Annotated in this window: 9 protein-coding genes; all 9 read left to right on the top strand. The window is 33.8% G+C overall.

Annotated features, from left to right (window positions below; genetic code table 11):
• Nucleotides 1–6 precede the first annotated feature (6 nt).
• Nucleotides 7–1722, top strand: a complete 1716-nt coding sequence (locus UABHE_RS22205; protein WP_372365484.1) for a hypothetical protein — start codon at nt 7–9, stop codon at nt 1720–1722.
• The gene (locus UABHE_RS22200; RefSeq protein WP_372365483.1) at nt 1719–2366 is read left to right on the top strand and encodes a peptidoglycan-binding protein LysM; all 648 of its coding nucleotides are present in this window, start codon (nt 1719–1721) and stop codon (nt 2364–2366) included. Before UABHE_RS22205 ends, UABHE_RS22200 begins: the two co-directional genes overlap by 4 nt.
• The gene (locus UABHE_RS22195; protein WP_372365482.1) at nt 2363–3400 is read left to right on the top strand and encodes a phage late control D family protein; all 1038 of its coding nucleotides are present in this window, start codon (nt 2363–2365) and stop codon (nt 3398–3400) included. The genes UABHE_RS22200 and UABHE_RS22195 overlap by 4 nt, the downstream gene beginning before the upstream one ends.
• Nucleotides 3397–4005 carry a phage baseplate assembly protein V gene (locus tag UABHE_RS22190; RefSeq protein WP_372365481.1) on the top strand — a complete coding sequence of 203 codons (609 nt, stop codon included), beginning with the start codon at nt 3397–3399 and terminating at the stop codon, nt 4003–4005. The genes UABHE_RS22195 and UABHE_RS22190 overlap by 4 nt, the downstream gene beginning before the upstream one ends.
• An 11-nt stretch (nt 4006–4016) precedes the next feature.
• A complete protein-coding gene (locus UABHE_RS22185) occupies nt 4017–4406 on the top strand; it encodes a GPW/gp25 family protein (protein ID WP_372365480.1) in 390 nt (129 codons plus the stop codon).
• Nucleotides 4403–9016: a baseplate J/gp47 family protein gene (locus tag UABHE_RS22180; protein WP_372365479.1), complete on the top strand. Its 4614-nt coding sequence runs from the start codon at nt 4403–4405 to the stop codon at nt 9014–9016. Before UABHE_RS22185 ends, UABHE_RS22180 begins: the two co-directional genes overlap by 4 nt.
• Complete coding sequence (locus tag UABHE_RS22175; RefSeq protein ID WP_372365478.1) at nt 9016–11721, top strand: hypothetical protein; 2706 nt, start codon at nt 9016–9018, stop codon at nt 11719–11721. Before UABHE_RS22180 ends, UABHE_RS22175 begins: the two co-directional genes overlap by 1 nt.
• A gap of 4 nt (nt 11722–11725) precedes the next feature.
• Nucleotides 11726–13303, top strand: coding sequence for a phage tail protein (locus UABHE_RS22170; RefSeq protein WP_372365477.1), 1578 nt, complete (start codon nt 11726–11728; stop codon nt 13301–13303).
• A gap of 335 nt (nt 13304–13638) precedes the next feature.
• Nucleotides 13639–14739, top strand: a complete 1101-nt coding sequence (locus UABHE_RS22165; protein WP_372365476.1) for a hypothetical protein — start codon at nt 13639–13641, stop codon at nt 14737–14739.
• Nucleotides 14740–14747: the final 8 nt, after the last annotated feature.

The following is a 14747-nucleotide window of genomic DNA, read 5'->3' as shown; positions in this document are numbered from 1 at the left end:
TAAAAATTGATTGCTGCAAAAATAAAAACACAAAATATACAAACTTTATGGCCAAATAAACGGATGCATAAGCCTCTATTTGCTACGTTTGACGAAGTGTATAATTTGCCGCTACGCTTACGCTATATGCCGGTTAATATGATTTTGCCGTTAATATCTGGCAGCAAAAAAGAGGCAAATACTTCGCACTACCATAAACATGTAACTTCGCAAATGACAAATAGCCAGTATTTTAAACAGCCTCTCAACATTCAGTTGAGTCAAGTTTTCAATTATCAGCGGCAGTTTATAACGCTTACTAAAATTCTTAACGAGATGGTTAACGTTTTACCTGCGTTAAATGAAGAAACTGTAGTCCAAAACTTGACCAATCACTTTATTAATAACGATGCTCATCATACGACTTTTAATAACCAAAGAACAACATCTCCTTCGCTGAATTTATTGTTACCATCAAGAAAACAACAAAACAACGATAGCAACATACGTTTGCTACCAATACTACAAAAAACAGTAGAGAAGATAACTAAGTTACAACAGCAAAAACAGGTAGATAAATCTGTATCCGTCGAGCTAAAAAATTATCAACAAACTGCGCACATTAAAAATGTTGAGGTAAACAAGGATAGTAATAAAAATTTTACGCAAATAGATCATGAAGAATCGAATCACATTACTGTTGACAATAAAACACTAGTTTACTCTCCTTTGAACTTATTGCTGCCACCAAAAAGCGAAGAACCAAATAGCTCGTTTCAGCAATTACCGTTGGTGCAGAAAACGATAGAACAAGTAGAAAAAATCGTTTCTCAGCAACAGCAGAAAATCTCAAAAGCGGTTGTTTCTTCTATTGAAAAAGAGGAGCGTCGCAAAGTTGTTAGTGTTGAAAATACGAAGTCATATAAGGAACAAATTCAACGCAATATACAGCATCAAAAAGAAGTACATTTTGAAGTTTTACGAACGTCTACTCAAAGTTTTAACCAGAAAAATTTACGCAAGTTATTTTTTCAGAAAACAACACTACCAACGATGAAATTAGATACGTCTGTACTACAAACAGAGAAAAGCACAATGCTTTATTTGCAACCGATAGATAAAAGTTTTTATCTACAACAAAACAATAAATCAGCGTTTATTTTTCGCAATAGTGTTTCCACGGAATCTAAGACTTTTTTTCTAAGTAAAATACAGCAAACAAAGCTTTATCTTCGCAACAAACAACAAGACTTTATTACATTGGAGTCTATGGATAAAACTTTTGTAACAATGGAGCAGCAATATTTTACCCAAAAAAATAACCGTAAGCAGTTTTTGTCTATGCAAACCGACAGTTTGCAGTCAATGCTAAAACGCAAAATAATAAATAGAAAATCAAAAACCAGCTATGTTCAAAATATTGTAGATGAGATGGTCGGAGAAGATTCAATAAAACAAATAACTTTTGCATCAGCAACGCAAAATTATTCTTTTATACTACCCAAATCGCAATTTACCACTGAAGAGAGTGTGGAAAAAATAGTACACCGCATTCACAATAAAATTCCGAAAGTTGTGCACGAATCAAATATGGAAGAGATTGAAGTTTTTGTTGTCGATCAAATTCGCAAGACAGTAAAACATCAACTACAACAAAACGAACTCGATGTTTTTGTCGATAAGATATACAAGAAAATTTCCCAAAAAATTCGCATTGAAAAACAACGTAGAGGTTTGAAATGAAACGCGCCAAAATTCGCGTACTAAACGACAGTCGCGATGTTTTTGAAGTTCAGTTTAATCCCACTGAATATACCGATTCTTTTCGCAGTAATTGGCAAAACGATCAATTTATAGAAACAACTCGTGATAATTTCTCTGTGGATTTGTTTTTTGATAGTTATCAAGCAGGGCATGATGTTCGCGAAGATTATACAGATTCAACATCAAAAAAAATATTTGGAACGAAGCGCTTTGCGAGTCTTGTTTATCCTTCGGTTTCTGGGCAACTGACCAAGCAACCACCTCCTTGTATTTTTACATGGGGAAATTTTAGTTTTACTGGTCACGTGCAAGAAATTAAGCAAAACTTTACGATGTTTACCGAAGACGGTATTCCCGTGCGCGCAAAGTTGAGTTTAACGTTCAAGCATTTTCCTGATCAGCGCGAAATTAGACGTTCGCTTGGGGTAGAAGCTTGTCGAAAAGCGAGAGTTATAAAAGAGGGCGACCGTTTAGATCTTATTGCTGCGCAGGAAATGAAAGATGCGAATTTATGGCCTATGATTGCAAAGGTAAACAATATTGAAAATCCTTTTTTTTTTCCAGAGGAGAACGATATTGGTCGCACAATTATTATTCCTGACGTAAATGAAAAAATATTATGAGTAACAACACACCTGTTCCTAATGCAGAAGTTAAAATCAATAATACATTGCTGCCTTTTTCCGAAATCGAAAGCGCGCAAATTGACGAAGAAATTAACACTCCTGCGATGTGTGTTATTAAAATTTCCAATATCGATACCGAAAAAGGAAATTGGAAGTATATGGAGTCAAAGATTTTGAACTTAGGAGATGAAATCACAATTTCTATGGGAATTGACGCTATACAACCGGTATTCTCCGGAGAAATAGTTGCGATAGACTTTGAATTTTCTGAAAATCTTTCGACAATTAGTATTCGTGGTTACGATCGCTTACATCGATTGCAATTAGAAGACAAAACGCGAACATTTACAGAAATAAAGGACAGTGATCTTGCTCAGAAAATCGCGGGAGATTGGGGATTAAGTAACCAAGTAGAGAGCACGCAAACAGTCTATCCTTATTTATGCCAGAACAACCAACATGATCTTGAATTTCTTTTGCAAAGAGCAAAACGCATTCGCTATGAATTGGGAGTCGATGATAAAAAACTTTTCTTTCGTAAAAGTAAGGAAAACAGTGGCTCTGTAGCAAGTCTAGAATATAAAGTGCATTTTAGTAACTTTTCTCCAACTCTTAGTACCGTATATAGAGGCTCTAAGGTAAAGGTTCAAGGATGGGATGTAAAAAACAAAGCGGTTATTTCAGGACAATCGTCTAGTGGACAAAAAGTTTCACAGATGGGAGCTAAGTCGGCTGGAGATAGTTTAACCAAAAAAGCGTTCAAAAAATCATCCACAACAATTGTCGGTGAAAACATCATTGACGCTACCGAGGCAAAAACCATTGCCGGAGCTCAGTACAACGCGTCTTTAATTGAGACAGTAGAAGGAGAAGGTCACTGTATGGGGAATCCCGTTATTCGTATAGGAAAGACAATTGAGTTATTAGGAATAGGACGTTTGAGCGGTGTATACTACGTTTTTTCGACTACGCATCGTATTGATGATAGCGGATATACTACCTCTTTTGGTGTGCGGAGAACAGGGATATGAGTTTTACAGATATGTTTTCAAATAACGATACCAGCAAAATTTATGGTGTTGTTACAGCGATAGTTACTAACAATCAAGACCCTGATAAATTGGGGCGAGTCAAAGTAAAATTTCCATGGTTGAGCGCTAAAGACGAATCGAATTGGGCGCGCGTCGCTTCGTGGATGGCGGGCCCTGCAAAAGGAGCTTTTATCCTTCCAGAAGTAGAGGATGAAGTGTTGGTCGCTTTCGAACACGGAGATATTGCTCGTCCCTACATTATGGGAAGTTTATGGAACGGAAAAGACCTTCCTCCAGAAGACAATAGCAATGGTGAAAATAATATCAAACGCATACAGTCGCGTAGCGGTTTAACTATCGATATGGATGATAAACAAGGTGAAGAGAAAATTCTTATTTGCGATAAGGAAAAGAAATTTAAAATTGAGATGAGTATTAAAGATAAAAAAATTTCGATCATTTCAGACAAAGATATAGAATACAAAGCTCCGCAGGGAAAAATATCCCTAGAAGCAAAAGAAATAATAATGACAAGCACTGCAGATACTAAAATGGAAGCCTCTGGTAATGTTGTTATCAAGGGCACAAAAATCGAGATGAATTAATAGGGGAAACAATGGTCGATTTTTTAGGAAAAGGAATAAAATTCCCATTGCAGTTAAATCCATCTACAAAAAAATTAGAGTGGACGGAAAGCAATGATTCTATTAAAGAATCAATAGTAATGATTTTGCAAACTTCTCCAGGAGAACGAGTAATGCGTCCTGATTTTGGGTGCGAACTCGAACAACTGGTGTTTGCCCCTAACAATACAGAAACGGCGGCCATCGCAAGTTATTATGTTAAGCAAGCATTAGAAAAATGGGAACCACGTATTGTAATTGACAATGTGGTTGCTACAGCAACGCAAAGCAACACACTGAGCATCTTAATCGAATACACTATTATTTCTGATAACACCAAAGCCAATATTGTGTATCCATTTTATTTGGAAAATAACTCATGAAGCCACCTCTTTTAGATAATAGAAACTCTGTACTTATATATCGTCAAGCTGTGGCTCTAGCAAAGAAATATTGTCCTCAGTGGGCTGACAGTGATTGGGACAAAGACCACTTTGATGAAGATGACCCAGGGCTTGTTATCTTAAAGCTATACGCGAATTTATTAGACGTCGTTCGTCATCGTCTCAATCAAATGCCCTATAAATATCAGCTAGCTTTTTACGATTTTTTGGCAATTGACATACTTCCCGCAAAGCCTGCGACAGTTCCTTTAACGTTTTCGGTAGTGAAAAATAACCAAAAATCATTGACAATAACCGTACCAAAATTCACGCAAGTTGCAGCAAAAAACAATCCAGCAGTGGTTTTTGAAACAATGGAAGAACTCGTAGCAAGTGATATGAAGTTATCAGCAGGATATTTTGTCGATTCGCATACCGGAAAATACGGTGACTTTTCTTATTTTTTTGATGACAATCAAGATGAAGTTAGTGAAGAAGACTATGGTCATGTATTTGCAACACCGCAACAAATCCCTCATTCTTTAACCCTAGATTTTAGAGAATTTCTTCCGGTGAACGCAGGGAAGATATCAGAATTTGAAATTACTATACAGGGGAGAGGTTTAGAAGAAAAGTATTTTAATACGCCGCAGCATGTCAAGAGCGAATGTTATACTTCATTTAAAAATGTTATCCATTTTGATAAAAAATTTCTAATTACCGAAAGAACGAATTATCTTTACCTATATCATTTTTCAGATCGAAAATGGAAAAAACAAGCCGTTTTTTCTCCCCAAACAAAAGTAAAATCAATGGTTTCAAATAGAGATGTGGCTGTTATAGATACTGAAGAAGAGATTATCATTTTTGACAAAAACCAAAGTCCACAAACTCAAAATCTGCCACTAGAAAAGCCTAATGCTCAAGAATTAAAGCCATCAATCGCTATTTCTCAAAACATTGTAGTTGTCGGAGTTCCTGAGCAAAAAAAAGTTTATATTCATCAAGTAGCCGACAACACCATATTTAAATTTCCGGTAATTGAAATAACCGTAAATGAAGAAAATTTTGGCAAAAACATCTCTATCGATGACGATATTCTTGTGATTGTTTCTGATGTTGCCACTCATGTTTATAGTAAAAATGAAAAACATTGGGGAAAAATAGCGCGGTACAAGCATATAAGTACTCCGAAAGATGTGTTGATTAAGAACAACAGAATTGTGGTTTGGGGTAAAAATAATCAAGACCAAGATGTAAGTTACATTTATTCTAAGGATGAGGGGGGCTTATGGAAAAAACACAACATTAAATTTTCGTTATCAGTAAAAAAAGAAAACGAAAAACTAAAATTTATTGACCGTATAGAAGATACAAGTGTTGTCGTTGAAAAAAGCAATATATTAAAAAAAGATGGACATTCTGTCGCGGTTAAAAATGGATGGAATATAGCAATTAAAACAGACTCTAGAGGCTTATGTGCATTTCTACCAGAGCTTAGAGAAGAAAATGATAAGGAAAATAAAGTAAAAACAATTTCAACAGGTATAGATGCACATATTCACGATTTTGCCATTGATGAAAATGGTAATATTTTTTATACGATAAAGCGGGAAACAAGCCATTATGAACATCTCGTTTTTCGCATTTCAAAAGAACAAAACAGTTGGAGTGCTTCACCTGTTGCATTACACAATGCTCCATCAAAAGTAGAAAAAGAGTCAAGAATAATTGCTATAAGTGAAGATACAAGCGCTGTAGCTATTGCAACTCACGATCATTTATATACCTACACAAAAAACACAACTTGGGAACAACGCGAAAAGTTTTCTGTAAGTGTAAAGAACATGATGATGAGCAGTAACGGGAGCTATATTCTTTTAGAAACAGAGAGTAATGAATTAAAAATAATATCTAACAGTAAGATTCGTGATCTAGAAGGAAAAATTGATTTTTCAAGTGCAGTCATAACTAAAGAAGGAACTATATCTGTAGTTAGCGAAGAAAAAATAAAAACTCTTTTCAGTCAAAATAAATTAGAAGAAGGTAACATTCGAGATTTACGAACAATAAGAATTGCGACAGGAGATAAACTCTCTATGGTTATTGATGGTGAAAACATTGTTAAAATTTTTCACGATGGAGCACAAAAGCTATCGCTATTTGAAGATTTTATTCATGTATTACAACAAAATTCTCTCCACTCGTATAGACAACAAAATGGGACATGGAGCAAGTGGCTCAAACACCCTTTGATAATAAATTTATCGCAGTCTACTCGTAGTAGCTTTGAAAAAATAGCTCGCGATAGCAACCAACTAACACTTATTCCAGAGCAAGGAATAATTAATAAAGAGTTTGATCAACAAAATGTTAAAGTCGAAAGCGTCTTTGCAAATATAGCAATGCAAAATATTACTGATAAAAATATTATTGTCAATGATTTTAGTGTTAGCGAGACTAAAGGATTTTATGCTTTTGGTGAATTTGCTAAAAAAGGGAATACCTTGTATATCGGTTCGCAAGCTTTCTCCCAAGACCAAATATCCATTAATTTCGAACTTAGAGAACAACGAGAACAACAATTACCAGAAAAATTCTCTCTACCAAAAGTCTCTTGTTACTATTGGGAAGAAAATAATTGGGAAGAGCTCAGAGAAAATAATATCAATGTAGAAGGTACTATTAACTTCTTGCAAAAAGATAATGTAACAGTTGCGATTAAACGTCCTTCCAATATGAATCCTACGGAAATAGATGGTCAAAAAAACTATTGGATTAAATTTGAAGTAACTCAAGGTAAATATTTTACTCAACCAACAGTGGAAAAAAACAAGACTGAAAAGTATAGTTATGATCCTGGTGAAAATCTATCACCCTATGTCAAAAAAATAACTATTAACTGTGTACACAAGGCTTCTGTTTGGCTTCAAACGCATAACTTTTTTGACACAACACCTTGGGCAAAAAAAATTACTCCTTATAAACCAGTTAAACAAGAACGTTCTTTGTATCTTGGTTTTACAGGAGCTTCAGAAGATGAAACTATATCCTTGTTTTTTAATCATCATTTGCAAAAGCAAGAGATAAAAGTTGATGCAATACCAAATTTACGGTGGTTTTATCCCCAAAAAAAACAAGATAATTTGTTTGAGTGGCAAGAAATACCATCGGTAAAGCAGGATGAAATAGAGCTATTTACAAGTGGTAGTATCTCAAAAATTCCTATTCTAAAAGACATAAAAAAATGCTCTCTATTTAACAAGTCTTCTATGTACTGGCTACGTGGAGAATTACACTGGTCGCCAGAACAACTAAAGCAGCTTGACACAAATTTGAAAGAGAACGCGCCCGAATTTTTTAAGAAGCTATTACGTCTACAAGGAATTCATCCTAATACGACCTTAGCGCAAAACGCCATTACAATACAAGATGAAATTATTGGATCGGGAACAGGAGAAACTAATGCAGTGGTATCTCTTTCGCAAAGCCCTGTTCTACAAAATGAGTGGCTGGAGATACAAGAATCGAACATTCCATCTCAAGAAGAACTAATCGAATTGATAAAGTGGGAACGCAAAGAATACTTTTTACAAGGATTAGAAATAGAAAGTCTTTCCCAACAACAGTTACTTGATATGCTGACGATAAGCGGAAAAAAAATCATTCGAAAACAACAAGAGGAAGACGAAGATAAAATTTGGATAAAATGGTTTCGAGTAGAAACTTTCGCGCAATCAACGCAAATGAGTCGACACTACACCTTGCATTATCCAACAGGAGTGATTACTTTTGGCAACGGAAGCCAAGGCATGGTTGTCCCCAAAGGAAAGAACAATATTGTGATGCGTAATTATCGCAGTGGTGGAGGAGCGAACGGAAATGTTTTGCCTCATCAAATAACTGATTTAAAGACAACTATCCCTCATATTACTCAGGTAACAAATACTGTACGTGCTTATGGTGGTAACGATGAAGAAAACGTCAACTCTTTTATTGAAAGAGTACCCTATCGTATTAAAAATAGAGATCGAGCTGTTACTGTCGATGATTTTGAACAGTTGACTTACAATGCATCGCAAGATGTTGCACGTGTAAAATGTATTGTCGAACCTATTACAGATAATGTCTTGAACAACATAAACATCGTTGTTTTACCAAAATATCAAGAACAACAACCCAAACCAAATGCTGAGCTCAAGCGCATTATAGAGTCATATTTACGCAAGCGAGCTTTACTCTCATTGCAAAGTGCTATCCGCGTAGTAAATCCTGATTATGTAAATATTGATTTTAAAGTTAAAATTACGCTAAAGGATGCGACAAACATGCAAATTCGCAAAAAGATAGAGAATTTGATTCGGTCATTTATGCATCCAGTTTTTGGTAGAGATGGTAAAGGATGGGAATTTGGAAAATACACATCGCAAGGGAATAAGCTATTAATAGAAAATAAAAGCATTAGTTTATTGCTTAACACAAGTATCATTGCAATTGTAATGCAAATAAGTAATGTAAAAGATTGCGAAATAACCATAATAAATATAGATGGGCAAGACAGTTTAAAAGCTCTACCATTTTTACGAACTATAACTTTGGAGTTTAAGTAATGTCAAATAAACTGCCAAAAATTTTTGATAAGCGTTATGATAACTTTAGAGAGTATTTGTTGTCGTCGATTCCTAAGCATACTTCTCAGTGGACAAACTTTAATCCTTCTGATCCGGGGATTGTTATTTTAGAGCTCTTAGCTTATTTGGCAGAATCAACGTTGTATCGAATTGATGCCATCCCACATGCTTTGCACGTTAATTTTTTACGATTAGTTGCGGGCGCAACCGGTGAAGAAATCAATAAAATCTTAGGCCAAAGAGATCTTGCGGATACTTATAACAAATTAATTGCGGAGAAAAGCTCAAAAGAAGAGTTCGCCAAAATTTTGAGTCAAAAGGATATCGATGAAGCGCATTATAAAATTCTACAATTTTTAGGTGATGTTGAACATTACTTTCATCTAGGTAGTTTTTATCCTAATGGTCTTATTCAAATGGCAACATTGATATGGATGTCACAGAAACAGACAATGCAAGTTCGAGGAAATTTCCAAACCCTTTTCTCTGAGACCAAACATAAATTTGAAATCGCAATCATAGACAATAGGGTTGTGATCAAGGCACCCGAAATAATAATAAAAAATATAGACATTATTAACATTGGTAAAAATTTTCGCTCACTTCAAGAAAAACAGCAAACTAGGATACCAGAAAAAACGCAAAAAATAGTGGTGCTCTATAAAGAAACGTCTTTTACTTTACAAGTAACAGATAAAAAAGAGGTTTTTGTCTTTAAAGACTTAGCAAGCAATCTTAAAAAGCTATGGCAAGAATTACAAAAAGATCTTTTTGAATTTACTCAAAATGATGATTTAGCAAACAATCTTAAAAAGCTATGGCAAGAATTACAAAAAGATCTTTTTGAATTTACTCAAAATGATGATTTAACAAACAAGCTCAAAAAGCTATCGCAAGAATTACAAAAAGATCTTTCTGAATTAGCCCAAAATAGTGATTTAGCAAACAAGCTTAAAAAACTATGGCAAGAATTACAGAAAGATCTTTTTGAATTTACTCAAAATAACAAACCACAAAAGTTATCAAAAGAATTCCAAAAAGACCTTATGTTGTTAGCAGAAACATTAATAAATGACGTCGATAGTTTTTCTAGGTTTGTAAATGAAATTAAAAGCTGTTTACCTACTGTAAATTTTATAATTCGTAAAATCGAATTTAAGTTTGATGACAACGGTAAAGTACAAAGACTTAGGTTTAAAGGTTACAACGAAATACGTTCTATTTTTATTGAAAAGCAATCTCAAAATAGTGGTAAAGAGGAATGCTTTCTACGCATTTGCGATTGGACAAAGAAAAAATCAGACATCAATAGCGCTTCTGATCAAATTCATAAATGGTTAGATAGGTTTAGTCTATGGTTAGAGTGCGGAGATCCACAAGAAATTTTTCGCGAAGAATTTAGCCAAGCGTATTATAAAAATGGTAATTTTCTTGCAAGTATGGATTACCGCTACAGTTTTGTTCAAGAACTGAATAATATTATCCAAAGCGGCTCTTTACACAATGAGGCGTTTTTCTCAAACAGCAACGACCAATTGTATTCTCTCATTGCTAAGCGCGAAAAGTCTTTAAAAGATATCATGTTTTTGAATCGTTCGATTCTGGAACAAAAGTATCCACAACAAATTCGTCCACTTGAGAAAAAAAACTTAGAACAAATAAAGAAACAAGTTGTTGACTTTTGGCAAACGCCATACCGAACAATTACCAAACAAGACATCCAACTACTAGCCCAAAAAATATCTTATTACAATGAACAAGGTGGTATTAAAACAATCAACTTAGAGCGAGTAGAAGTAGAGCAAGGTAACTCTCAATGGGAAATTGCTTTGGTTATTGTAACCAAATTGGGGGATAATTATGGTTTTGCAACAAAGAGAACTCCTTTAACTAAAAATCTCAAAGAAGAAATGTTATATCAAAAAAAATGGCTAAGCGGAGAGCCATATATACAAAATGAACTAGCACCGCACCTTCTTAACTTTTTAGGCGCAATAACATTTAAAATAGATTCGTTAAAAATAGCTCATGAGACAGAACAAAGAGAAAGATTTGCTAGGAAATACCTAGCAACTGTTTTTATTCTCAATTATTTATGTACTTATGCTCATGATTTTTTTAAACCACGTATGCTTTTAGGGACAGAGATTTCTGTAAAACCTTGTTCTGAAACATTTTTGTTTATCTATTTGAAAGTTCAATACGAAACGTTTGTTGATACAAATAAAGTACAAGAACAAATCGAAAAAAATCTTTACCGCTATCTAGATCCACATAATGGAGGAACCAACAATAGAGGAAGAGAGTACAATAAAAAGCTTTATACTTACGAAATACAAAATCGCATCCAACAAATAAATGGAGTAATCAAAACTGAAGTTACGTTGATTCTTCCTGTGATTGTAATAAAAATACATAGCACCTCTGTAGAATTTTTAAATAGTATTCTAGAAGATTATGATGACTTTCTGTTATTACCCATAAAGAATACAAAACTGGAATTTAGTACCATAAAAATTAAGCAATTTAATATCAAAATTCTCAGCGAAATAGTGATGAAAATAAAAGAACATTCGTTATTTTTAAATTTGAATATAAAAGAGTATAAACAGCAAAAAAAATCTGTAAATGTAAATGGAGTGATTCGTTTGGTCGATATAAAAATAGAAACTGAGGAAGGCTAAACAGATGTCTAGTTACATAAACAAGTTGCCCGTAGCATTTCGCAATACCAAGGACTCTTTTTTTAAAGATTACCTACAGATTTTTGAACAGTTGCTCAGTGGAGAAAGTCGTACTCATAGCAAAGAATTACTTTTTTATCTTCACCCTAAAAGAGACGAAAATATTATCTCCCTTTTACAACAATCAACTACTAGTTTGTTGGCTTTAGATTTATTATTAGACAAACTCAAATTAAACGGTCATAAGCTAGGAAAAAATTTAACTACAGAGGCGGTGGATGAACAAGTTTTGTGGCGTATTATTGACAAAAATAGTGGAAAAGTTTATGCGATAAAAAAACAAAAGCAAACGAGCATTCAATACAGTGTTTATCGTTATCCTGATTCATTTCAATTCTTATTTTCAACGTCGCAACTATCGTGGTATATCACAGAAAAGGCATTGAAAAAAATTTTTAAAGAAAATAACGTTTTGTGGGATCAGTCGCAAGTTATGTCTGATGAAATTTTTGTTAGAGACAATAACAATAGTTCTCTATATAAAATATCAAAAAATTCAATGTATGATGTGGAAGCTGTTGGTTTAACTGAGAATGGTGAAATACAACTAAGATACTTGTTCTCATTAAAAGAAATAGATGGAAAATTCTTGCAAAATTTATCTAGAAGCAACGAAAAAAATAATTACTCATTATCTAAAGACTTATTAATTATAAGTAGAAAACAACGACGCAAAAATGATTATGGTGAATATGAAATTTTGTACAGTGAACTTTCTGGCAAAGTGAGCATTTATTTGCAAAAACAAATATCGGGCGTTCATGAACTACTAGATATCAGCACTGATTTATTTCATCCCCGCCTTTCTTTTCTTTTTGGAGATCGTCCTCATGAATATATGCCCGATTTTCCGATCAATAAACTTGACCTTTTTCAAATTTTTTTACAATCAAGTGAATGGTTTGAAAATTTCTTACAATGGATGGCAAAATGGCTCGCATTATCTCTAAAAGAGGATTGGAACATTAATCAAAAAAGAAAAGTGATTGCAACCATTATGCCCATTTTTCGTACGCGAGGCACTCTAAAAGGATTGAAAAAATATTTAGAGATTTATACCGAGGGTAAAGTTTTATTTAAAAAAATAAACACTTTTACTTTATATGATAATAAAGATAAAGATAAATCTGCGTTGGCACCGAAAATTGGAGAAGGTACAATTCTTGGTAGTAGAGAAGCGACTTCTCACTCATATTATTTTGTAGTGGATAAACCAATGATTTTTGAATCGCGTACTGAAGGTGTAGAAAACAAAGTTGCCAGTATTGTTGATTCAGAAACACCTCTACACATAGAACAACTTCTTGTATGCACTAATATACCTGTTTTCCTTGGGGCTGAGGATGACTATCATAAAATTCTTGGTTCTCTACAGGAAAAAGGAAAAATTTTAAGATCATTAGATGATAAAAATTTTCGATTAAAAGTGATAATAGAGGAAATAGAAAAGGGAGTAAAGGCAAAAAAAACATATTATATTGTGAAAAAAGCAAATGGCTATGAACTATATCAATTGAGGTAAAGAAAATGAAAGTTTTATTTTTTTTATTGCTAGTTGTCTGTTGGACCTCATCGCAAGAATTATCCAAGAATGTTTCTTTTGAAAAAACATTTAACAGAATTGACTATACTACAGGAAAACTTCTTTATATCCAAGATTATAGAAAAAGACAAGATTTTTATCTAAATCGCTTCAAGAGATACTTGCAATACACGCATGCGAGTTACACCAATATTCGTTTTAGGATTCACCAACGTAAACTTTTTATATCAGAAGGCTTTGCTTTTGATGCAAAAGGAAATGAAATTTACACTAAGAATCAAGAGATTCTGGAAGCGGATGAACTGAATAGCTGCGTGAATAATACAAAAATAAGCATTGCTTGGAGAAGTGAGACTCCAATTAAAATAGGAAATCATCAAGAAGAAACACGATGCGGGTATATAGTTTATTTTCATGTAGGTAAACTAATAAAAGCGGCGACGAAAAAACATGGAGAAAGCCTTCTGATTGCAACTATTGTAAAAGATGCGAATAGCAGCAGCAGAAGAATTGAACACAAAAGTATTTTTGATAAAAACCTTCATGAATTTGTAAATGAAATTAAAAGAGATATCACAACCAATACGGGGAATATAGAAACTAATAAGGGCAGTATTGCGGAAATAAATAAAAACTTACAAAAAATAATGAAAGTCAATAATAGCATTGCCAACATTAAAGATGAGATAGATGAGGTTAAACCTAAAATAAACAAAGCATTCGAAGCTGTTGAACAATTCAATAATACCAGCCAAGCTATGAAGGAATTGGTAAAAAAAACAGGTGATAACATTAAAACTATGACCAGTTCTGTGACAGAAGCAAAGAAAATAGCGGATGATACGAAGAAAACAGCAGGCGAACTTAAAACAAAAGTAACTCAATTTAAAGAGCAGGTAGACAAGATACAAGATACAATTGCTACCGAAGTAGAAAACAGTGCCAAACCAGAGGGAAAAATAGGTAAAATTATAAATGATACACTGAACAGAAAAGCTGACAACCTTTTACTCTATGTGCAAAATAAAATCTACCAGTCTCGTTATCCTTTGGATGGTAATTCTCAAAACGGCGTCCCTGTCGAATTTTTTGAAAAAACAAACGAAAATGGACAAAAACAAGTTTATATTCGTCATGCAGTATCAGAAAAAAAAATAGCAGGTATTCTGATTACAAAAGAAGAAGGAAAAACTCTTGATAACGATCAAGTCTCGAAGAGTTTTTACATTCAATTTGCAGGCGCTTGTTTTGCTAAAGTTAAAGGAAAAATAGACGTCGGCGATCCTATTGCTTTTAACGAAACGAGTAGGCAACTTGTCAATGGTCTTTTTTTTCCAAATAGCCGCATAATTGGGTTCGCGCTACAAACTATTAATAATGAATCAACGAAACCAATTCAAATTTTTCTAAAGTAGGGGTAAGC

It is taken from the genome of Candidatus Uabimicrobium helgolandensis, assembly GCF_041508025.1.
In the GTDB taxonomy this organism is placed as follows: Bacteria; Planctomycetota; Uabimicrobiia; order Uabimicrobiales; family Uabimicrobiaceae; genus Uabimicrobium; species Uabimicrobium helgolandensis.
Note: the sequence above shows the minus strand (reverse complement) of the source record. Positions and strands in the feature narration are given on the sequence as shown.